Source organism: Pedobacter sp., assembly GCF_041662865.1.
Taxonomy (GTDB): Bacteria; Bacteroidota; Bacteroidia; order Sphingobacteriales; family Sphingobacteriaceae; genus Pedobacter.
In genome coordinates this window covers 1-20,895 of record NZ_JBAZRL010000007.1, presented here as the reverse complement: position 1 = coordinate 20,895, position 20,895 = coordinate 1, and the positions used below count along the sequence as shown (strand labels likewise).

At 30.5% G+C, this 20,895-nt stretch carries 21 protein-coding genes and 1 pseudogene; all 22 read left to right on the top strand.

The window, feature by feature from the left end; genetic code table 11:
- Nucleotides 1-309, top strand: a pseudogene (locus WC622_RS04015) (acylneuraminate cytidylyltransferase family protein); the annotation flags it as partial.
- Nucleotides 296-1,141, top strand: a complete 846-nt coding sequence (gene hisF / locus WC622_RS04010) for an imidazole glycerol phosphate synthase subunit HisF (RefSeq protein ID WP_372817530.1) — start codon at nt 296-298, stop codon at nt 1,139-1,141. The pseudogene WC622_RS04015 and the gene hisF, both read left to right, overlap by 14 nt.
- Before the next feature lie 5 nt (nt 1,142-1,146).
- Nucleotides 1,147-1,794 (top strand): imidazole glycerol phosphate synthase subunit HisH, encoded by a 648-nt coding sequence (hisH, locus tag WC622_RS04005; RefSeq protein WP_372817528.1) that lies wholly within the window; start codon nt 1,147-1,149, stop codon nt 1,792-1,794.
- Nucleotides 1,794-3,023: an N-acetyl sugar amidotransferase gene (locus WC622_RS04000; RefSeq protein ID WP_372817526.1), complete on the top strand. Its 1,230-nt coding sequence runs from the start codon at nt 1,794-1,796 to the stop codon at nt 3,021-3,023. The genes hisH and WC622_RS04000 overlap by 1 nt, the downstream gene beginning before the upstream one ends.
- An 8-nt stretch (nt 3,024-3,031) precedes the next feature.
- Nucleotides 3,032-3,610 carry a DapH/DapD/GlmU-related protein gene (locus tag WC622_RS03995; RefSeq protein WP_372817524.1) on the top strand — a complete coding sequence of 193 codons (579 nt, stop codon included), beginning with the start codon at nt 3,032-3,034 and terminating at the stop codon, nt 3,608-3,610.
- Nucleotides 3,603-5,057 carry a flippase gene (locus tag WC622_RS03990; RefSeq protein ID WP_372817522.1) on the top strand — a complete coding sequence of 485 codons (1,455 nt, stop codon included), beginning with the start codon at nt 3,603-3,605 and terminating at the stop codon, nt 5,055-5,057. Before WC622_RS03995 ends, WC622_RS03990 begins: the two co-directional genes overlap by 8 nt.
- A complete protein-coding gene (locus WC622_RS03985; RefSeq protein WP_372817520.1) occupies nt 5,050-5,385 on the top strand; it encodes a hypothetical protein in 336 nt (111 codons plus the stop codon). The genes WC622_RS03990 and WC622_RS03985 overlap by 8 nt, the downstream gene beginning before the upstream one ends.
- An 86-nt stretch (nt 5,386-5,471) precedes the next feature.
- Entirely contained in the window at nt 5,472-6,230 is a 759-nt protein-coding gene (locus WC622_RS03980) for a polysialyltransferase family glycosyltransferase (protein ID WP_372817518.1), read from the top strand.
- A gap of 1 nt (nt 6,231) precedes the next feature.
- Entirely contained in the window at nt 6,232-6,915 is a 684-nt protein-coding gene (locus WC622_RS03975) for a hypothetical protein (protein WP_372817516.1), read from the top strand.
- A gap of 65 nt (nt 6,916-6,980) precedes the next feature.
- Nucleotides 6,981-7,895, top strand: coding sequence for an NAD-dependent epimerase/dehydratase family protein (locus WC622_RS03970; RefSeq protein ID WP_372817514.1), 915 nt, complete (start codon nt 6,981-6,983; stop codon nt 7,893-7,895).
- Entirely contained in the window at nt 7,892-9,058 is a 1,167-nt protein-coding gene (locus tag WC622_RS03965) for a glycosyltransferase family 4 protein (RefSeq protein WP_372817512.1), read from the top strand. The genes WC622_RS03970 and WC622_RS03965 overlap by 4 nt, the downstream gene beginning before the upstream one ends.
- A gap of 173 nt (nt 9,059-9,231) precedes the next feature.
- Nucleotides 9,232-10,026: a glycosyltransferase gene (locus WC622_RS03960; RefSeq protein WP_372817510.1), complete on the top strand. Its 795-nt coding sequence runs from the start codon at nt 9,232-9,234 to the stop codon at nt 10,024-10,026.
- Nucleotides 10,027-10,045: 19 nt separating this feature from the next.
- A complete protein-coding gene (locus tag WC622_RS03955; RefSeq protein WP_372817508.1) occupies nt 10,046-11,248 on the top strand; it encodes a hypothetical protein in 1,203 nt (400 codons plus the stop codon).
- Nucleotides 11,220-11,930: a glycosyltransferase family 2 protein gene (locus WC622_RS03950; protein ID WP_372817506.1), complete on the top strand. Its 711-nt coding sequence runs from the start codon at nt 11,220-11,222 to the stop codon at nt 11,928-11,930. The genes WC622_RS03955 and WC622_RS03950 overlap by 29 nt, the downstream gene beginning before the upstream one ends.
- Nucleotides 11,931-11,933: 3 nt before the next feature.
- On the top strand, nt 11,934-12,509 hold the full coding sequence (locus tag WC622_RS03945) for a DapH/DapD/GlmU-related protein (RefSeq protein WP_372817504.1): 576 nt from the start codon (nt 11,934-11,936) through the stop codon (nt 12,507-12,509).
- Between the two features lie 16 nt (nt 12,510-12,525).
- Complete coding sequence (locus WC622_RS03940) at nt 12,526-13,659, top strand: NAD-dependent epimerase/dehydratase family protein (RefSeq protein WP_372817502.1); 1,134 nt, start codon at nt 12,526-12,528, stop codon at nt 13,657-13,659.
- Between the two features lies 1 nt (nt 13,660).
- Nucleotides 13,661-14,650 (top strand): hypothetical protein, encoded by a 990-nt coding sequence (locus WC622_RS03935; protein ID WP_372817500.1) that lies wholly within the window; start codon nt 13,661-13,663, stop codon nt 14,648-14,650.
- Nucleotides 14,651-14,814: 164 nt separating this feature from the next.
- On the top strand, nt 14,815-15,714 hold the full coding sequence (locus WC622_RS03930) for a glycosyltransferase family 2 protein (RefSeq protein ID WP_372817498.1): 900 nt from the start codon (nt 14,815-14,817) through the stop codon (nt 15,712-15,714).
- A 146-nt stretch (nt 15,715-15,860) separates the two neighbouring features.
- Nucleotides 15,861-16,913: a glycosyltransferase gene (locus WC622_RS03925; RefSeq protein WP_372817496.1), complete on the top strand. Its 1,053-nt coding sequence runs from the start codon at nt 15,861-15,863 to the stop codon at nt 16,911-16,913.
- A 224-nt stretch (nt 16,914-17,137) separates the two neighbouring features.
- Nucleotides 17,138-18,124, top strand: coding sequence for a glycosyltransferase family 4 protein (locus tag WC622_RS03920; protein ID WP_372817494.1), 987 nt, complete (start codon nt 17,138-17,140; stop codon nt 18,122-18,124).
- Nucleotides 18,125-18,257: 133 nt separating this feature from the next.
- Nucleotides 18,258-19,769, top strand: coding sequence for a lipid II flippase MurJ (locus WC622_RS03915; protein WP_372817492.1), 1,512 nt, complete (start codon nt 18,258-18,260; stop codon nt 19,767-19,769).
- On the top strand, nt 19,766-20,863 hold the full coding sequence (locus WC622_RS03910; RefSeq protein ID WP_372817490.1) for a glycosyltransferase: 1,098 nt from the start codon (nt 19,766-19,768) through the stop codon (nt 20,861-20,863). Before WC622_RS03915 ends, WC622_RS03910 begins: the two co-directional genes overlap by 4 nt.
- Nucleotides 20,864-20,895 lie beyond the last annotated feature (32 nt).

Sequence of the window (20,895 nt, the reverse complement as noted above, 5' to 3'; positions counted from 1 at the left end):
GTATCGGTAACAAAATCTCATCAAAATCCATATTTTAATCTGTTTGAAGAAGATGAACATGGATATTTACAGAAGTCAAAGTCAGGCTATACAGAAAATCGACAGGCTGCTCCAACTGTATATGCTTATAATGGATCTTTATATTTAATTAATGTTGAATCTTTAAAAGTAAACCCTTTACATAAGCTTAAGAAAATAAGAAAATATGAAATGGATGACATCCATTCTGTAGATATAGATACCCAATTAGATTGGGCAATTTGTGAAACTATTATAAGAGAAGGTTATATAAATAATGAAAACAGTTAGAATAATACCAAGACTTGATGTTAAAGGTCCTAACCTAGTTAAGGGAATTCACCTAGAAGGGTTAAGGGTTTTGGGAAGACCTGCAGATTTTGCAAAATACTATTATGAGCAAGGTGCAGATGAAGTAATGTTCATGGATGTAGTTGCATCTTTATATGAACGTAATAGCTTACACGATATCATTTCTGAAACTGCTAAAAGCATATTTATACCAATCACGGTTGGAGGAGGGTTAAGATCTATTTCTGATATCAAAGAAGTGCTTAGGGCAGGTGCAGATAAAGTTTGTTTAAATACAGCAGCAATTAATAACAATCAATTAATTAAAGATGCAACAAGAATGTTTGGCTCATCTACAATCGTGGTAGCTATAGAGGCAATTAAAGAGAGTAATGGCAAATATTTAGCCTATACTGATAACGGAAGGGAATATACCGGTGTTGATGTTTTGGAATGGGCTCAAAAATTGGACGACATGCGTGTAGGCGAACTTGTTATTACCTCAGTTGATAAAGAAGGGACTGGTGAAGGATTTGATCTAGAATTAATCCAAAAGGTGAGCTCTTTAGTTTCCGTTCCTGTTATTGCGCATGGTGGTGCTGGCAGAAAAGAGCATATTCCAAGCGTTTTTAATAATGCTAATGCAGATGCAGTAGCCTTGGGGTCATTATTGCACTACCAATTTATAAGAGATAACGAGTCTGAAAGATCTAAAGAAGAAGGTAATACAGAATTCCTAAAACAAAAAAGAAATTTTCATACTTTTGAGCCAACTACCATAAAAGATATTAAGTTTCATTTAGTAGAAAATAATATTGAATGTAGAATATAATTCAGATGCAGAAAAAAGTTGTTATAATAGACTATAATCTTGGAAATTTATTTAGCGTAAAACAGGCTTGCGATACCGTTGGCATGAATGCTGAAATCAGTACCAATAAAAGAGATATTGATAATGCTGATGCTTTAATATTGCCAGGAGTAGGTGCTTTTATAGAAGCAATGCATAATTTGGAGGTCTTTGATCTTATTGATGCAATAAAGAATAATGTGAATAGAGGGAAGCCTATATTTGGAGTGTGTTTAGGCTTACAGTTATTATTCAGTAAAAGTGAAGAATTTGGATCAGGAGAAGGACTTAACTTAATAAATGGAACAATAAAAAAATTTCCTTCAGAAGTAGATAATAAAAAAATAAAGGTTCCTCAAATTGCTTGGAATAAAATTTATTCCTATGAACAAGCTTGGGAAAATACAGCATTAAATGAAATTTCAGAGAATGAATTCATGTATTTTGTTCATTCTTATTATGTTGATCCAGCAGAAGAAACTTGTATCTTGACCAAGACTAATTACGAAGGGCTTGATTATTGTTCTGGAATTTTAAAAGATAATATTTTTGCTACCCAATTTCATCCAGAGAAAAGTGCACAAAAAGGCATCTCAATTTATAAAAATTGGGCTGATCTTAATAATTTAATATAATGTCAGATAAAAAATTAGAAGCATATTACGGTTTGCCTGAAGAGGTAAAGTTCTGCACAAAATGTATAATGTCAAATCAAAGACCTGCTTCAACCGTAGAATTTAAGCATACAAAAGATAGTAAAAAAGTAACCATGCAGTTTGATGAGGATGGCGTGTGTGATGCTTGTAGAACAGCTGTAATCAAAGACAGCATTAATTGGGGTATGCGTGAGGAAGAACTCATAAAACTACTTGATAAACATAGAAAAACCGATGGCTCATACGACTGTTTGGTGCCGGGAAGTGGAGGAAAGGATAGTGCTTATCAAGCACATGTATTGAAATATAAATATGGAATGAATCCACTTACCGTAACTTGGCCACCAATACTTTATACAGATTATGGATTAAAGAATTGGAAAAATTGGCTAGATAGTGGATTTGATAATATATCCTTTTATAGAAATGGAAAGGTAATGAAGCTTTTAACCAAACTTTCTATTGAAAACCTTTTACACCCTTTCCAGACTTTTATTCTTGGGCAAAAAAACTTAGCTCCAAAAATTGCAGCATCGCAAGGTATCAATTTGATTTTCTACGGAGAAAATGAAGCCGAATACGGCAATCCCATAGCCGATAATATGACATCGTTGAGAGATAAATCATATTATAGTTTTGATCACCTAAACGAAATATATCTAGCAGGTGTATCAGTTCCAGAGTTAATGGAAAAATATGACGTGAGGTTATCGGATATTATGGCATTTTTACCCCCAAAAGCTGAGGAACTAGAACGTGCAAATATCGAGGTGCACTATTTAGGTTATTATTTAAAATGGACACCTCAAGAAGTTTATTATTATGCAGTAGAAAATACTGGTTTTAAAGCAAGGCCCTTTAGAACACAAGGAACTTATAGTAAGTACAGTGGTATAGATGATAAAATTGATGATTTACATTTTTATACCACCTTTATCAAATTTGGCATAGGTAGAGCTACTTATGATGCATCTCAAGAGATTAGAAACAAACACTTAACCCGTGAAGAAGGGGTAGCCTTAGTAAATCGTTTTGATGGTGAATTCCCTGATCGTTACTTTAATGATGTGATGGAATACATTGGAATGACCCCTGAGCACTTTCATGAATTATGTGATAAATTTAGATCTCCACATCTTTGGGATAAAGATGCAAATGGTGAATGGAAACTGAGGCACAATGTGGCAGGCAAAGGCTTGGATGATTAATTTAAAATATGTTATTTAGGGAGCTTCATGATAAAATTAAATTCTGGGCTAATACTGATCGTATTGGCCCGGATATTTTAGGAACTTATTGGAAGATCTTTTTTAAAAATACCATGTTAAAACCTTGCACTAAAAAGTTTCATTCTTTCCCAAATTCTTCAGATTCTCGCCTTGGTGCTTATGTAGTTGGTTGTTCTGAAATTTCGATCAGGCATCGAGTTGTTATAAGGCCAGCAACTATGTTACATGTTGAAACAAAAACACTAAAATCGTCTATCATTATAGAAGATGATGTCATGCTTGAGTCTAGAATTCATTTATACATTGAGAACCATTGCTTTCACAACCATAACATGCCAATAATAAATCAGGATTATTATAATGCTAAACAAGTTATATTAAAGAAAGGCTGTTGGATTGGCGCTAACGCTATTATTTTACCTGGAGTTACTATTGGAGAAAACAGTGTTGTTGGAGCAGGTACAATTGTAACCAAATCTGTGCCAGATAGAGTTGTTGTAATAGGTAATCCAGCTAAAGTGATTAAGCTTATAAAGGCGATAGAGCATTCAGATACTTATGAGTAAAAAGAATTTGCTGAAAAATACTTTCATCTATTCTATAGGCGAAATTTTTCCAAAGATAATAAGCTTCCTACTACTACCCGTATTTACTTCATATCTCACAACAAGTGATTATGGTATTATAAGTTATACTAATTCTGTTATGTTTTTTCTCTTAGTCATTGCTTCTTTGGCTTTAAATACTTATCTATTAAGAGAGTACTTTAATACAGAAAGCCAAATGGAAAGGGAAAAGCTAATCGGCAATGTATTTACAGTGACATTACTATTTAACCTTTTTTTATTAATAGTATCATTTACTTTAGGACCATTAATTGTAAAATATGCGCAACTTAAAATTTCATTTTTCCCTTATTTTTCACTTTCTATTTTAAATAACTTTTTTGAAGTTTTTTCTATTGTGCCATTAATCATCTTTAGGGTAAAAGAAAAAGCTATTTTTTATGTTGTTACTAATTCTCTTAGAGCTATATTGTTATTTGTAGTGACTTACGTTTTGATTGTCCATTTTAAATGGGGAATTTTAGGTAATTTTTATGGTAGACTATTTGTAAATGGGGGGTTTGCAATAGTTTATATTTTTATCGTACTGCGCCATGCTAAACTTAATATTAATTTTAAATTAGCTAAAAAGGCATTAAAATTTTCATTACCTCTAATCCCTGGTTCTATAGGTTTTCTATTAATGAGCATGTCGGATAGAATTATTTTAGAACGATACGTTTCGTTGTCTGATATTGGGGTGTATTCTGTTGCCTATACAATTGCATTTAGCTTATCTATCATAATTCAGGGAGGATATCGCTCGTTCGAGCCAGAAATATATAGAGAATATGGAAAGGAAAATTTCATAGTATTTATAGAAAAATTACACGGTTTATTTATGACTGTTATCTTTTTAATTGCTATTGGATTATCCTTATTCGCTAAAGAAATGTTATTAATAATGACAAAAGGAGGCTTTGTAAGTGGGTATATTTTAATACCAATTATATTGGTCGGTGTAATTGCGACAGGTCAAAATGCAATACTAGGTTCAATCATAATTGCAGAAAATAAAACTAAGGTAAGTAGTTATGCAACAATTTTTGGTGGTGTTGTAAGCATCTTATTTAACTTATTGTTAATTCCTGTCTATGGGATATATTCTGCTGCCTTCGCGACTGCAGTCGCGTATTTAGTTATGAATCTTATAATTATTAAAGGTATGGATATGAAAGTTCGCTTTATTAAATTTGATATCATTTCCATTCTGTATTTTGCTTTTTTATCAATTGGAGCCATTTACTTTTTTAACAATGTAAAATTGTCTATTCCTATCATTATGATAAAATTCGGTCTATTTTTGGCATCACTATTTTTAATTCCTAAATTTTACAACCTAAATCAGGATTTTATAAGAAATATTTTAGGCAAATTTCTATTTAAATTTAAGAGAAGCGATGTTTAATACCATAGAAAAAAAAACAAAGTGTCTTATTGCCGTACAAGGGCCAACACAATTTTTAGCGGCATATATTGCTTTTCTTTGGTGTGAGAAATTGGGAAAAACAAAAAGCAACGAAGTTACTTTATTAATATATGATACTAGTGTTCCGACTGGTAATGAGTTTTTGTTCCAAGATACCATTAGAAAAATGTCTTCAACGTTTAGTTTTTTTAAAATTATTTTTATAAATCAATTAGAAATGCAAAATATTTCCCATCATAATTATGGCAAGTGCGTTGATTTGTTAAAATCAAAAATTGAAGAATCATTTTCGATTACCTTTTTGTAGCTAGAGATTTTGGTAGTTTTGGTACGAAGCTAATCCCGAATGCTTATGCTGGAGCTTTTAAAATCGAATATGGGGATTCTTTCGGATTGGTTGGAAATGAAAAAGAAGAAGAATTATCTTTTTTTAAAAAACCTATTCAATTTTCAAAAAGTTCATTAAAAAAAATTTTTTTTAGGCATTTTTCAAAACGCTTTGCTTTTGATTTATCAGTTCTTACTATGCCTTTAATTTGGAATATAAACTATTTGAAAGAAAAAAAAATAATTATTCCAGAAAAAAAATTTGTTAAGAAGATATTTGAAGATATTTCAAATAGATTGACAGAACTTGATATTTATTGTGAAGAATTAATTGCCAAATCTGATGCAAAGTGTAATGTATATCTTTTAAGCAATTTATTTAATTCTGGTTTTTGTACGCTTGAAAATGAAGTTGATTTATATGAAGAAATTATTTTAGAGTCCGCTAAACCAGGTGAACGAGTAATTTTGAAAAATCACCCAAGATGTTCTGATATGGTTTTAATTCAATTAAAAGAAAAATTAAATCCGTTCTTTGAGGTTGAAATAATAACTGATAAACAATTTAGTTTTATTCCAATAGAACTTTGGACTATTCTTTTAAATTCATGCAAAATATTTCCTATTTTTTCAACAAGCGCCATTAGTTTGCAATATTTATATTCGAAACAAGTTGTAATGACCTTAGACAGTCAAAAAATTAAAAAATATCTGTTTTTTAATAAAAGGAAAGAAACTATTCAGGGCGTCGAAATGTGTTATGAAGCAATACATGTATTAGAAGATTGGGATTCTAAAACGCCTCTATGGATCAAAAAAAATTAAAATGAGAAGACTAAAACTGTTTTTGTTAAAATATAAAAATCAATTACGATTTTATTTTAATAAAAATATATCCTCTAAAATTTTTATGGGGTCTGGAGTTCAAATTCTTGGGGTGGATAATATATTGATAAAAGATAACTGCACAATTGGGGAGAACACTCTGTTTACAATCAATAATCGTTTTGATAAAAGCGTTCAACTAACAATTGGAAGAAATGTATACGTCGGAAGAGATAATTTTTTTTCTGTGGGGAAATCAATTAACATTAGTGATTATTGTATTTTTGGCAATAAGTGTTCTTTTATATGCAGTGATCATATATTTGATAATCCGTTGATACCTTATGCTTTATCAGGAAATAGTTATGAAAAAGCAATATTTATTGAAACAAATTGTTGGCTTGGTCATAATGTAAGTGTAATAGGAAATGTTAGAATTGGTTACGGCTCGATTGTAGGTGCTAATACAGTTATAACTAAAGATATACCTCCTTTTAGTATGGTTGTAGGTAATCCTGCTAAAATTATAAAAACTTATAATTTTAGCTTAAAAAAGTGGATTGTAGAGACTTCTGATGCTCCTAAATTCGAAAATGAAGATGACTATTTATCTTATTTAAAAAGCAATAATGGTGATGTAAACTTAGGGTTCCATTCTGGATCATCAAAAGCCGGACATCTATAGAATAATATTTTAATAATACAGTTATTCCATTTTTCTTACCTTTATTTTAATTAGTAAAATTTAATATGAATATATTAATAACCGGTGCTTATGGCTTTTTAGGAAGAAATGTAGCTAAAGAATATAAAGCTGCCGGAAATCACGTTGTAGGAATAGGTCATGGGAAATGGTATGTTGAAGAATTTAGCAAGTGGGGAATAGATCAGTGGCACGAAACCACAATTACTTTCGAAGCCCTTATTAATATCAATAGAGAATTCGATTTAATTGTTCATTGTGGGGGAAGCGGCTCTGTAGCATTCTCACATGATAATCCTTACGAAGATTTCCAGAAAAGCGTACAAAGCACGTTATCGCTGCTAGAGTTTATCCGACTTAGAAATCCTACCTGTAAATTTATTTATCCATCTAGCCCCGCCGTACAGGGTGATTTAGGTAAGGTAGCCATAAAGGAAGATATGGTTTCCATGCCTGTTTCTCCATATGGATTTCACAAGAAAATTGCAGAAGAGCTGTGCTATTCCTATTATAAAAATTTTAATATTAGTGTAGGGATTGTTAGGTATTTTTCTATTTATGGTGAAGGTTTACAAAAGCAGCTGCTGTATGATGCTTGCAAAAAAATACAAAACTCCTCTGGCGATGTCACATTTTTCGGAACTGGTAAAGAAACGCGAGATTGGATTCATGTATCTGATGCAGCAGCACTTCTTTATTCATTTGCAATTCAATTAGATGGGTTTCAAATCATAAACGGAGGTTCAGGAACAAGTATTGAGATTAAACATGTGATCCATGAACTTTGTAAGCATTTTAATAAACCATTAAATGTAATTTTTAATGGTTCCACTAAAGAAGGTGACCCCATTCACTTTTGGGCAGAAGTAAGCAAAGCATCAGCACTTGGTTGGCAACCAAAAGTTGATATTAAAGCGGGCTTAAAAAGATATGTTGACTATTTTAATACCTTAACGAATTGAAAAATATAGGTTTTTTATTAAACTTTCCTGTTGAGTATAAAGGAGGAATAAATTATTTTAAAAATCTTTTTTACGCTATTCATAAATATCATAGCGAAGAGGTTCAAATCATACTTTTTGTGCCATCAGATTTAGCAAATGAGTATGTTGATTCTTTCTCCCCATATACAAAACTTGTAAAAACTAAAATCCTTCAACGTAAAACCCTACCTTGGATGGTAAGTAAAGTTGGAGAAAAATACTTTAATTTTGATCCTTTAGTTTATTCCTTATTAAGGAAGCATAGAATAGATTATATTTCACATTCTAATTACGTTTACCCTTTTAAAGACATTAAAACCATTAATTGGATTCCAGATTTTCAATATTTGCATTATCCCCACTTATCTACAAAAAAACAGTATCATTATACTACTTCATTGCATAAAAGATTAATCGAAAAAAGTGATAGTATTATATTAAGCAGTAAGTCGGCTTTAAGTGATTATATGGAAGTATATGCTCAGTTTTCCGAAAAAGTTGAAGTGCTGAATTTCGTGTCACAACCCACACAAGGAATTAAAACTTCACTCCTAAAAACTGAAAAAATTGATATTTACAATCGATATAACATAACTAAAGATTTCTTTTACTTACCAAATCAATTTTGGACACATAAAAATCATATATCAGTTTTTAAAGCAATTAAAATACTGAAAGATCAAGGTTATGATCCACTGTTAATCACTTCTGGTCATATGAAAGACTTTAGAAATGATAATAGTCACATTACTAATCTGCGAAATATGGTTGAAAGTAATGGATTAACTAATAATATTCTCTTTTTAGGATTAATCCCTTATAATGATGTGATCAATTTAATGATTTTAGCAAAATGCATCATCAACCCATCTTTTTTTGAAGGCTGGAGCTCTACCGTGGAAGAGGCAAGAACCATGGGCAAAAAAATGCTACTATCCAATATAGATGTACATTTGGAACAAAATCCTCCCAATGCAGTTTATTTTGATCCAAATAATGAATTAGAATTAGCAGAAAAAATGAAAGATATCTTAGAAGAGAATCAACAAGATGAGCAGTTCGATTTAGTTTATTTGCAAAAAAGTTTAGATGATAGAACACAAAAATTCGCACTAGAATATTTAAAAATTTTAGATAAATAGCATGCAGCTTTTAACTTATCCTATCTGCCTGATAAAAGATCCGTTGGTCGTTTATAAAATCAATTTGATTACTTTCAATATGAACTTCAGGACTTGTAACAAAGCAAATTGTAATATTCTTTAATATGAATTTAAAGAATATATATATTGTTATAGTACTGTATAAAACGAGTTTGGCAGAATCAAAAGCGATACAATCTTTAAATGATGGGCTAGAAAGTAATGTTAATTTAATGGTTTTTGATAATAGTCCAAGTAGACAATATGAGCTTAATAATTTCCAATACCATCATTTTAATGTTAATTATTATCATGATTGTAGTAATCCTGGATTAAGCACAGCATATAATTTAGCGCTTAATTTTGCAACAGAAACTCATTGTAAATGGTTAATGCTCTTAGACCAAGACACAACTTTTACTAAAGAATATTTAGATGAAATTAAAACAATAGAGAAACTGCCCGATTCTATTGTTGCTGTTATTCCAAAAGTGGTTTCTTTGATTGATGCTCAAGTTATTTCCCCTGCAATTATTTATTTGGGCGGACTATTAAGGCCGAAAAATTTGGATAGTGGAATAATTAAGTATAAAATAACTGGCATCAACTCAGGTACTATATTAAGTGTTGCATTTATGAATACTATCTCAGGCTTTGATAAACAGTATACACTAGATATGCTTGATCATTGGTATTTTGGGAAAATTTATGCAAATAAAAAAGAGGTCTTTTTAATGAATAATACTATCTATCAGGATTTATCAGTTTTAGGTAATTTTGAAGATAAAGTACCATTCAACAGGTATAAAAAGATGATAGAAGCCGAATATCTGCTAAACAAAGAAGAGGGACTGTTAAATTTAGCTTTATTTAAGCTTAGACTTTGTTTTAGAGCATTGAAACAATTGGGATTTACAAACAAAGCATATTATAAATCAACTATAAAACATATTCTTAGAGTAAGATAAGATTCTTAAGGAATAAAAAATGCTAAAAAAGGAAAATTACAATCTTCTGTATATACTTCAGCTACTACTTGTTCCTATAGTTTATGAACTTGTAATGGGAGGAGGTGGACATTATTTAGAAATTGGATCATTAACTTTTAGAATGGTTTCATTTTTAGTTGTAATGTCTATATCTACAATATTTGTATTTATTAAAGGAGTTATACGAAAAGATATTGTCGTTATTATTGCTATTTTAACTTTTCTCACATTATTTAGCAGTGTAGTGGGTTTTATAAATAACGCTCCAATCGGTAAGATTTTGGAAGAAATTAAGCCCTTAATTTTTTTCTATATGTTGTTGTTTTTTTCACTTACCATTAAGGATATTAATGATATTAGGAAAATTTCTACTATAATTAAAACAGGGGCTATACTCATGGCCTTAATTTATATTACAATTTTAGCTCTTTTGTTGTTAGGTAAAATAAATTTTATGGCGTTTTATACTAAACAAAATGCTATTGGAGAAGTTATGTTTAGAAATGAACTATTGTTCTTCTATAAAGGGTTTATCTATTTATGTATTGGGTTTTTCTTTTTCTTGTTAAGTGATAACAAGTATAAAAAATTAGCGATGATATTGTTATTTTTCAGTATCCTACTCACGCTAACCAGAGGGTTTATATTATTTACTTTAGTCATAACTTTGTACTATGTTTTTTTTATTAATAAAAAAGTATATGCCAAATATTTAGTTTTTTTTATAGGGATAGCTGCAATGGTAATAGTAAGCCCTTATATCACTTCATCATTTGGTGATAAGTCTAAATCTAATGCAATTAGATACATACAAATTGAACAGGTTTTAGATAGTGTGACCCCACTTAGTTTTTTTATAGGGCATGGCTTGGGAATTGGAGTACCCATTCGAGAGAATGGAATGGAGATTTCTTTTTTGGAGATTTTTCATAAACAGGGAATTATAGGTGTAAGTTGTTGGCTGGCAATGTTCTTTTATATTTTTTTGATGTATTTTAACATAAAAGAAAAAAGATATAGAATAATTGCACTTCCATTTTTATTAAGTGTTGCTTTTGTTATTTTACAATCAACTACAAACCCTTACATGAACAATCCAATAGGTCTATCAATAATATTAATTACTATTGTCGTCTTTTCTAGACTCTTGGAAATACAAAAAAAAAACAGAGATGATTTCAGTGTGCCTTGCAACCTTTAATGGGGAGAAATATATTGTAGAACAACTTGATTCAATTTTAAATCAGCTTGGGCCAGATGATGAAATTATTGTTTCTGACGATGGATCTTCAGATCAAACTTTACCGATAATTAGGGGTTACGCCGACCCAAGAATACATATCTTTACTAACAATGAAAGAAAAGGAATTGTTGGGAATTTTGAAAATGCAATGAAAAATTGCAAAGGAGATTATATTTTTCTGTCTGATCAAGATGATGTATGGTTGTCTCAGAAAGTAGAAATTAGTTTAGAAGCTTTAATTGAAAATGATTTGGTTGTAACTAATTGTAGTGTTGTCGACGAAAATTTAACTATTATTTCCCCTTCATATTTCGAAATTGCAAACTCAAAAAAAGGGTTTTTAAAAAACTTTTATCGTAGCTCTTATCTTGGCTGTTGCCTAGCATTTAATAGAAAACTACTGAATATCGTTCTTCCCATACCAGCATCTTTAAATTTGTTTCATGATTGGTGGATAGGGTTTTTAGCAGATCTTAGGTTTAATGTAATATTTATAGAGACACCTTGTATGCTTTACCGAAGACACAACTTAAATGTATCTACTACTACTGAAAAATCTGCTCAAAAAATAAATAAAAGAATTTTTGATAGACTTCAGTTACTATATTTGGGGCTTTATCGATTGCTGAAAAGAAATTAACTTATGATTTATAGAGTTTATTGGTCAATTATAACATTACTTTATTCTCCTTTTTTCGGCAAAATCAAGTTTCCATCATATATAGGAAAACCCTTATTGCTTAAAGGTATAAATAAAATATTTTTAGGGAAAAATGTTAGAATATTTCCACAAGTGAGGATGGAGGTTCATGGTAAAGATTCAAAAATACAAATTGATGATGATGTTGCCATAGCTCAAAATGTACATATCACTTCTGCATCTAATCTAGTTATTGGTAGAGCCACAACTATATTGGCTAATGTTTTTATTACTAATATAGATCATGATTATCAAGAGATAGGTAAGCATATTTTAAAACAGAAATATTTAATTAAAGAAACAACGATAGGTGAAAATTGCTATATAGGCATTGGTGCATGTATTCAAGCTGGCACAATATTAGGTAAGCAATGCATTGTTGGAGCCAATGCCGTTGTAAGGGGCGAATTTCCAGATTACTGTGTTATAGTTGGTATTCCGGCTAAAATTATTAAAAGATATAATCCTATTACTGAAATGTGGGAAAAAACAACTCCAGATGGAGAGTTCAGAAACTAAAAGCAAAATATAAAAAATGAATATACTAATAACTGGAGGCGCTGGATTTATAGGTAGCAACTTAGCTTTAAAATTGATCAATAAGGGTCATTCAATTACTGTATTAGATTCACTATCTCCACAAATTCATGGCGATAATGCTGAAAAAACTTCGCCATTGTACAATAGTATTAAAGATAAAGTAAAATTCATTAAAGGAACAGTAACCTCAAAACAAGATTGGGGAAAGGCAGTTGTTAATCAGGATATTGTAGTACACTATGCTGCTGAAACTGGTACTGGACAATCTATGTATGAAATTCAAAAATATGTAGATGTGAATATCAATGGTACAGCTATTTTACTAGACTTGTTGGCAAATCAACCACATCAAGTTAAAAAAGTTATTATCGCTTCCTCTCGCTCCATTTATGGAGAAGGTAAATATAAAAGTGTCGAAAAGGGTATTGTTTATCCTAAACATCGGGTTTCTGAAATGATGGATAAAGGAGATTTTGAGGTTAAATACCCAGGTTGTGAAACCGTACTTGAACTGATGGCTACCGATGAAGAATCTAAAATACATCCATCGTCAGTATATGGTATTACGAAACAAAATCAAGAGCAAATGATTATGACTGTTTGCCCGACACTAGGTATCGCACCAGTAGCATTTCGTTACCAAAATGTTTATGGGCCAGGGCAGTCTTTAAAAAATCCATACACTGGTATCCTATCTATATTTTCAACCCAAATTAAAAATGGAAATGGAATAAATATATTTGAAGATGGGAAAGAAACCCGTGATTTTGTTTACATAGATGATGTTGTAGATGCCACTATTTTAGGTATAGAGAGCGATAGAGCAAATGGGGAAGTTTTTAATGTTGGTACAGGTGTAGCTACTGATGTAATGAAGGTTGCAAAAACGCTGATTAAAAATTATGGAGTTGAAGTGCCTATTAAAATTAGTGGTAATTATAGGCTAGGAGATATCCGTCATAATTATGCTGATTTAACGAAAATAAAAAGTATACTGGGGTTTCAACCTAAATTTAGCTTCGAGCAAGGCATTAATGAATTTACTAAATGGGTAAATGACCAAGAAGTTGAAACCGACAATTATGGTAAATCAATTGACGAAATGAGGGCTAGAGGCCTATATAAATAGTATGGCATCATTAGATAAGAAGAATATTTTATTTTTATCACCAAGTTTTTTTTCATATGAAGTAGAAATTCAGAATGCACTAAAACGCATGGGAGCTCATGTAACTTGGTGTGATGAACGTCCATCAAATACATTTTTAACAAAAGTGCTCATCCGCTTGAATAAAAAAGTTGTTAAAAGAAAGATCATCAATTATTATTCGAATATTCTGAAACATTTAATCAAGGAAAAAAAGGAGTTTGATTATATTTTTATCATCAGTCCAGAAACCTTAACAGTGCCAATTTTAACTAACCTTAAAAGCTCCTTTCCGAAAGCAGAAGTTATACTTTACATGTGGGATTCTTTTAAGAATAAAGGAGCGTTAGAATTGTTGCCTGAAGTTGATCGAACGATTACTTTTGATCCCATTGACGCTGAAAAATATAATTTAAAGTTTAGACCTTTATTTTATAGTAACAATTATAAGGCAAAAGAGGCCAAAATTCTTTATGACCTACTTTTTATTGCTACAGCACATAGCGACAGGTATATCTTTGTAAAGAACTTGATGCGAACATTGCCGCATAAACTTCGATTTAAGACGTATTTTTTTCTTAGTAGTCAAAAACTTTATTGGGCTAAAAAAATAATTGAGAAGAACTTCAAGAGTGTTAAAATAGAAGATATATCATTTACTTCACTTTCTCTTGATGAAACTGCAGAAATGGTTCACCATACTAAGGTTGTACTAGACATTAATCATCCAGAGCAAGTTGGTTTAACAATGAGGACTTTAGAAACATTAGGAGCTCAAAAAAAACTCATTACAACTAATAAAGACATTGTTCGATATGATTTTTATAACCCAACTAATTTTTTAATTCTAGATAGGAATGATCCCAATGTGCCAATTGCTTTTTTTAATACAGCGTTTAAGTCTGTTGGCGATGATATGTTAAAAAAATATAGTATAAATGGTTGGATTGAAGAAATATTTGAAGTGAATTAGTTTATATTTTTAACTAGTTAGGAGACAAACGTTTTTTCTTCATTGATAAAAAAATACCCTAAAGTTTATTAACTTATTAAAAAACCTTATGTTCGGGTGGCGTATACTTCGTTTTTCAATTATGTTTTTTTAGAACCTGTAAGCAAAATCTCAATTATAACGTAATGGGTAATCAACATATACAAGTAAGTATCGTTATAGTTAATTTCAACAGCACCCAATTATTAATCCAGTGCTTAGAATCAATAATTAAATATACAACCTGTTGTTATGAAATTATTGTAATCGATAATAATTCAACGGTAGATAAACCAATTAACTTAATTGAAATTTATCCTGATATTCACTTTATTTTTAATTCGGTTAATCTTGGCTTTGCTCGTGCTAATAACCAGGGGATATCTATAGCAAAAGGAAATTATTTTTTTATTTTAAATCCAGACACGTATTTAAAGAGTGATGCAATTGGTGCTTTTTTAACTTTTATGGAGTGTAAAGAAAATGTTAATGTTGCCTGTTGTGGTGCAAGTCTTTGTTTACCAAATGGAAAACTTCAAGTGGCTTATGGTAATTTCCCGACGTTAAAAGAAGCATTTTCTTCATTGGGATTTTATCATTTATATCCATCTTATTACTATAACCATCTGCATTCTGCACTAAAAGCTACTGTGAAAAAAACAATAGCAGTAGATTATATAGCTGGAGCAGACTTGTTTTTAAGAAGAACTGCTTTGAATGAAACTGGACTATTTGACGAAGATTTTTTTCTTTATTTTGAGGAAACCGAACTATGTTTTCGTTTAAAGAAATACGAATATAAATGTGTTTTATTACCTTTGGTAGAAATTGTTCATCTCGAAGGTGGAAGTCAGCAATCAAAATCTAATTATTTACTTAAGTATCAGTTTTTTGCAAAAAGTAGAAGTTTATTCTTTCGTAAATGTTATGGTCTTATTTCTTCTAAGACGATGAAAGTATTGTGGACAGTTCATTATTTAATCATGTACGCAATTAGAAGAAGAAAGTATGCATTATCATTAGCAAAAATTACTTGGAAGATATGAAGAAAGTATTTATCACTTTTGGACAAGACCAGAAGCTATATTAATCAGTTAATGAATAATCCTATATATTATTTATCGATAACGAATGCAGAAAACCCTAATGGAAAAGGTGGTGTATGTGCTAAAATTCTAAAAACTCTTTGCGTTTGAAACAAATTATATTCCTTACCGCTTATCCAACGACACACACTTTAAAAGACGGAATGGTTCAACGTGTTAAAAATATCGATGATCTTTTTAACCATACTCCAAGAGTTTTTTTAGATGTTAATATAAGACGCTACCTTAGTAAGCAAGTTTGCGAGCCAACCGATAATGTTAAAGAATACAAACTGAATGCCTTACTTCATTTTTTTCTTATCTGGAAATTAATTAAAGCTGCGGATATTATTTTTCTTCATTCTATTTATGGTGCTGTTTGGACATTTATACAATTGTGCTTTTTTAAGAAGAAAATTTGCCTAGATTTTCATGGTGTTGTGCCAGAGGAAAACTTAGTTATAAATAATAAATTTTATTTCTATTATTTCAAATTTATAGAATGGATTTCTGTTCGCCTTGCTACCCATGTGATATATGTTTCTAAGGCAATGGCAAAAAATTTCATGCAGAAATATCCTTTTATTACTAAAAATAGGATGATTTACCCAAACTATACGAATATTAAGCAAGATCGCATCCCTCTTAAATTTAATAATACAGATACAGGAAATCAAACGGTATTTATTTATAGTGGCAATTTGCAAAATTGGCAAAATATTGATGAACTCTTAAAAGTTATTCATCATTATCAAACTGTTCCCAATTATCATTTTATCATTCTAACCGGTCAAGTAGAGCAATTCAAAAAGAAGATTTTAAAACATCATATTCAACTCGATCGAATTGAAATAAATTCTGTTAATTCAGATGAAATAGATCAATATTATGCCAAAGCACATTATGGGTTTATTTTAAGGTCAGATCATTTGTTAAATAGGGTGGCTAACCCTACAAAAATGATGGAATATCTTTTGTTTGGTATTACACCTATCGTAAAGTCTGTGGCCATTGGAGACTTTAATGATTACCAATATGAGTATATTAATATAAACGAATTCAATGAGTACCTTCCGCCAAAAAAGAGTATAATCAATCAAAATATTGCCCTTAAAATTTTAAACGAAAAAGAAGATTTAGTTGAGTTTGTAATGTTGTAGATCATATATCCCAGGCAGGTATAACATGGATAAGTTGTAGCAATGTTCCTTTGGCATATATGTTTAGAAAAACATAAACTATTTGAGATGGGAAACGAAGATCTCGACAATTATTCCATTCTTTTGATGTCCTTGATATCAAATTTATAGATTAGAATTCTATATCTTGATTAAATAACTATCTTTGGTATGTTAAGGCATAATAACGAGTGCAACGATAACTAATGAACAAGATCTACATCTACCTGCTATTTTTTGTTTTTTTGTTTTTGATGATGGCGATTTATTTCAAGATAGCTACTAAGTATAACATCATTGATAAACCAAATGCAAGAAGTTCACATACTTTAGTTACTGTAAGGGGCGGAGGTATCATCTTTCCTATTGCAGCATTCCTTCATTATTTTTGTTTCGGATCAACTCATCCTTGGTTTTTAGCAGGACTACTACTCATTAGTATAGTAAGTTTTATTGATGATATCACCGAACTTAATGGACAGATTAGATTGGTATTTCAATTTATAGCAATGACCATGTTGCTGCTGGATTTTTCGTTGTTCGATTTTCCATTTTATGTTTATTTACCAGTATTGATTTTGGGAGTTGCTACTATTAATGCTTGGAATTTTATGGACGGGATAAATGGAATTACTGGGGGTTATAGCTTACTCACATTAGCTACCATCATTTACTTAAGAGATCAAGTTCTTGGCTTTGCCTCAACTGGTTTTACGGTAGCAATTGCACTGGCACTCTTGGTATTTATTTTCTATAATTTTAGAACACAGGCACGTTGTTTTGCCGGAGATGTTGGAAGTGTAAGTATAGCATTCATTATCGTGGCGCTAATGATTAAATTGGTTAAAACGACAGAAAATCCAAATTATATCTTATTTATCTTAATATATGGGCTTGATTCTGCTACTACGGTATTTTTTAGGGTGCTTAGAAAAGAATCTATATTAGAACCTCATCGTAGTCATTTGTATCAATATTTGGCTAATGAAAAAGGAATGCCGCATAATACAGTTGCAATGATTTATATTTTGATACAGTTAGTCATAAATATTTTGGTTATTTCATTTTCTTTTCATTCAACCAATATCTTTATCATAAGTTTAATTGTTGCTGTTGTTGTTTTTGTTGGCGTTAGATTTGCCTTAGAGGGATCTAGCCGGTTGCTCGGTCGAACCCCACTTAACCAAGACTGAAAATTGCTATCATATAGGCATTTGCCAAAAACCGATACAAATTATTATTTATTAACCAATCTGCAATTAAGTATTTCAAAAAATGCAGATGCTTAAGGAGCAGAAATCAGTTTAAAAGTATAGCTCGAAAAAATTGAGAAGAAAAGCAGGTATATTATTAATTCTTAAAGGGTGTCGACTTGGCATATCTGTTTTAAGTCTTTATTTTTCTGCTAAATATTTTGGAGTTACCATTGAAAGAGATGTTTGGCTTCTTGCTATAAATGTGTTCCTTATATTTGATATGGCTATTTGGGGCCCAATCAATGAAACATTTCGTGCTAAATTTATTTTCATAAAAGAAGAGCAGGGCGAAAAAGAAGCATTACAAAAAACAAGTTCCTTATTGCTATTTACCAATGTAGTTACAGTAGTTTTTGTTATTGTAATTTTATGGAAACCAGAACTTATTTCTACTATTATAGCACCTACTTATAAAGGTGAGCAATTAATATTATTGCTATTTATGATTAGGATTATGGCGCCAAGTTTTCTTTTTAATCAAGTTAATCAACTTTTGATTAGTGTACTAAATTCCTATCGTTCTATTTATATCCCTGAAGTTGCAGGACTTATCTCAGGAATAATCAATCTAATGCTTATTATTATTCTTGCTCCAAAAATTGGTATACTATCATTAGCCTATGGTTACTATTTGAGTTTGATTTTTCTGCTCATGCTGCTCATTATTCAAATCAGACTTAAGAAGATCAGACTTTTCAGCGATATAAAAACGGTTAAACTTTCTGATACAAAACCGTTTATCTTATTTTCGTTGCCATTTTTCATCCCCTATTTTATTGGTCAAGTAGCCTTAATTATAGAAAAAACAATTTCTACGCTATTAGGTTCCGGTGTTGTTTCAATGCTTGATTACTCTAGGAAATTTTCAGACATATTGACCAACATCTTATTAAGTATTCTCGTTACGATGTTTGTGCCAGTATTATCATCTCATTTTATGAAAAATAATATAAAAGGTTTTGTGTTTGAGCTAAAACAAATTTATCAGTTTGGCTTTTTACTCCTAATTTTTGTAGTTACTATACTTACTGTATGTTCGTATCCTTTTATTAGTATAATATACCAAAGTGGCAATATTTCAGATGCCTCTCTTCATCAAATAAGTAAACTTACTATGTATTACAGTTGGTCTACAATTGCCATATTTTTTTATTACATTTTTGGTATTGGTTTACTGTCATCAAAAAAAGAGAAATACTATGCGTTATATGGTTCGGTTGCACAAATAATTATGATACTATTAAATCTGTTTTTCTATAAAAGATTGAATGCATATATTTTTCCATTCTCGTTATTCATATCTCACTTTATTGCAGCCTGCTTAATGTTAACAAAATTGCCTTACGGCAAAAAGGAGCTTGTAAAAATCGCATTAAAATATATTTCAATTTTATTGAGTGTTATTTTACTCCTATATTTCATTAATCATTACTTTATCTTATTGAGTTCTGCATTTATGGTGCTGTTTATCAATATATTTTTGCTCACCGCTATTTTATTGGCAGCTTTGTTTTTATTTAGGCTAGAAGAGCGGATAATATTAATTAACATATATCAAAAGATTTTTAAAAAGCATAAATGAAAAGATTTTTAACAATCTTTCCTATTGCCACAAATGTCCATCTAATTAAAGATGTGGGCATGATTCCCTATATCCTGCATAAGGAATTAAACTACGAATCGACATTGTTGTGCTATAAAAATGATGATTATTATTATTTAGAAAAAGAAGTAAAAGGACTCAAAATTGAATATCTCAAAAAGATATTTCATAATCAATTATTCGATGTATTGTTTTTTCTTCTTTTTAATAGGAGAGAATATGATGTATTGCAAGTATACCAGTTAAGCCGAATAAACTTGATTCTGTGTTTTTTTGTCAAAATATGTTCTTTTAACAAAAGAAAAACTTACCTCAAGCTCGATGCTGATGATCAGGTCTTAAATTATTTACCATCAAAAATTACGAAGTATCTATTAAGGAAAATTGATGTAGTATCGGTAGAAAATCAGACCTATTTTGCGTACCTCAATCTAACCATGCAGTTAGGCAGAAAAATAGACTATGTTCCTAACGGCTTTTATGATGATGGTGTTCAAAAACCGCTTAATTTCAATAAAAAAGAGAATAAGATACTAACAGTTGGTCGTATTGGTACAAAACAAAAGGCAACAGAAATACTTTGCAAAGCTTTCAAAAAGTTTTCAATTTATAATCAGGATTGGAGGCTGGAAATTATTGGACCTATCGAAAATGAGTTCAAGCCTTTTATTACCAATTATTTTAAACAAAACCCTGATTTAAGAGATAGAGTTACATTTACTGGCCCGATTAATAACAGAAAAGTACTTGAAAATTATTATGCTACAGCAAAGGTTTTTGCATTAACCTCACGCTATGAAGGATTTCCATTAGTTTTAACTGAAGCGGCAAAATTCGGTTGCTTTATTATTTCAACAGATTTGCCTGCAGTAAAAGATTTAATTGATGATAATCATTATGGCAAGGTTTTTCCAATAGATGATGATAACTATTTAGTTGACCTTTTTAAAGAGATTAGCAATAATCCGCACCTATTAGAAAAATTATCCCCAGAATTTCAGTCTTTTGCTTACGAGCATTTTTATTGGCCAGAAATCTGTAAAACTATCGATAAATTAGTATGGAGGAAATGATATTAGACCCGTTATTACCTATAATTAGTATG

What these genes read in the sequence shown, in the direction of transcription:
- hisF (WP_372817530.1), top strand. Translation starts at nt 296, where the DNA reads ATGAAAACAGTTAGAATAATACCAAGACTTGATGTTAAAGGTCCTAAC.
- hisH (WP_372817528.1), top strand. Translation starts at nt 1,147, where the DNA reads ATGCAGAAAAAAGTTGTTATAATAGACTATAATCTTGGAAATTTATTT.
- WC622_RS04000 (WP_372817526.1), top strand. Translation starts at nt 1,794, where the DNA reads ATGTCAGATAAAAAATTAGAAGCATATTACGGTTTGCCTGAAGAGGTA.
- WC622_RS03995 (WP_372817524.1), top strand. Translation starts at nt 3,032, where the DNA reads ATGTTATTTAGGGAGCTTCATGATAAAATTAAATTCTGGGCTAATACT.
- WC622_RS03990 (WP_372817522.1), top strand. Translation starts at nt 3,603, where the DNA reads ATGAGTAAAAAGAATTTGCTGAAAAATACTTTCATCTATTCTATAGGC.
- WC622_RS03985 (WP_372817520.1), top strand. Translation starts at nt 5,050, where the DNA reads ATGTTTAATACCATAGAAAAAAAAACAAAGTGTCTTATTGCCGTACAA.
- WC622_RS03975 (WP_372817516.1), top strand. Translation starts at nt 6,232, where the DNA reads ATGAGAAGACTAAAACTGTTTTTGTTAAAATATAAAAATCAATTACGA.
- WC622_RS03970 (WP_372817514.1), top strand. Translation starts at nt 6,981, where the DNA reads ATGAATATATTAATAACCGGTGCTTATGGCTTTTTAGGAAGAAATGTA.
- WC622_RS03955 (WP_372817508.1), top strand. Translation starts at nt 10,046, where the DNA reads ATGCTAAAAAAGGAAAATTACAATCTTCTGTATATACTTCAGCTACTA.
- WC622_RS03950 (WP_372817506.1), top strand. Translation starts at nt 11,220, where the DNA reads ATGATTTCAGTGTGCCTTGCAACCTTTAATGGGGAGAAATATATTGTA.
- WC622_RS03945 (WP_372817504.1), top strand. Translation starts at nt 11,934, where the DNA reads ATGATTTATAGAGTTTATTGGTCAATTATAACATTACTTTATTCTCCT.
- WC622_RS03940 (WP_372817502.1), top strand. Translation starts at nt 12,526, where the DNA reads ATGAATATACTAATAACTGGAGGCGCTGGATTTATAGGTAGCAACTTA.
- WC622_RS03935 (WP_372817500.1), top strand. Translation starts at nt 13,661, where the DNA reads ATGGCATCATTAGATAAGAAGAATATTTTATTTTTATCACCAAGTTTT.
- WC622_RS03930 (WP_372817498.1), top strand. Translation starts at nt 14,815, where the DNA reads ATGGGTAATCAACATATACAAGTAAGTATCGTTATAGTTAATTTCAAC.
- WC622_RS03920 (WP_372817494.1), top strand. Translation starts at nt 17,138, where the DNA reads ATGAACAAGATCTACATCTACCTGCTATTTTTTGTTTTTTTGTTTTTG.
- WC622_RS03910 (WP_372817490.1), top strand. Translation starts at nt 19,766, where the DNA reads ATGAAAAGATTTTTAACAATCTTTCCTATTGCCACAAATGTCCATCTA.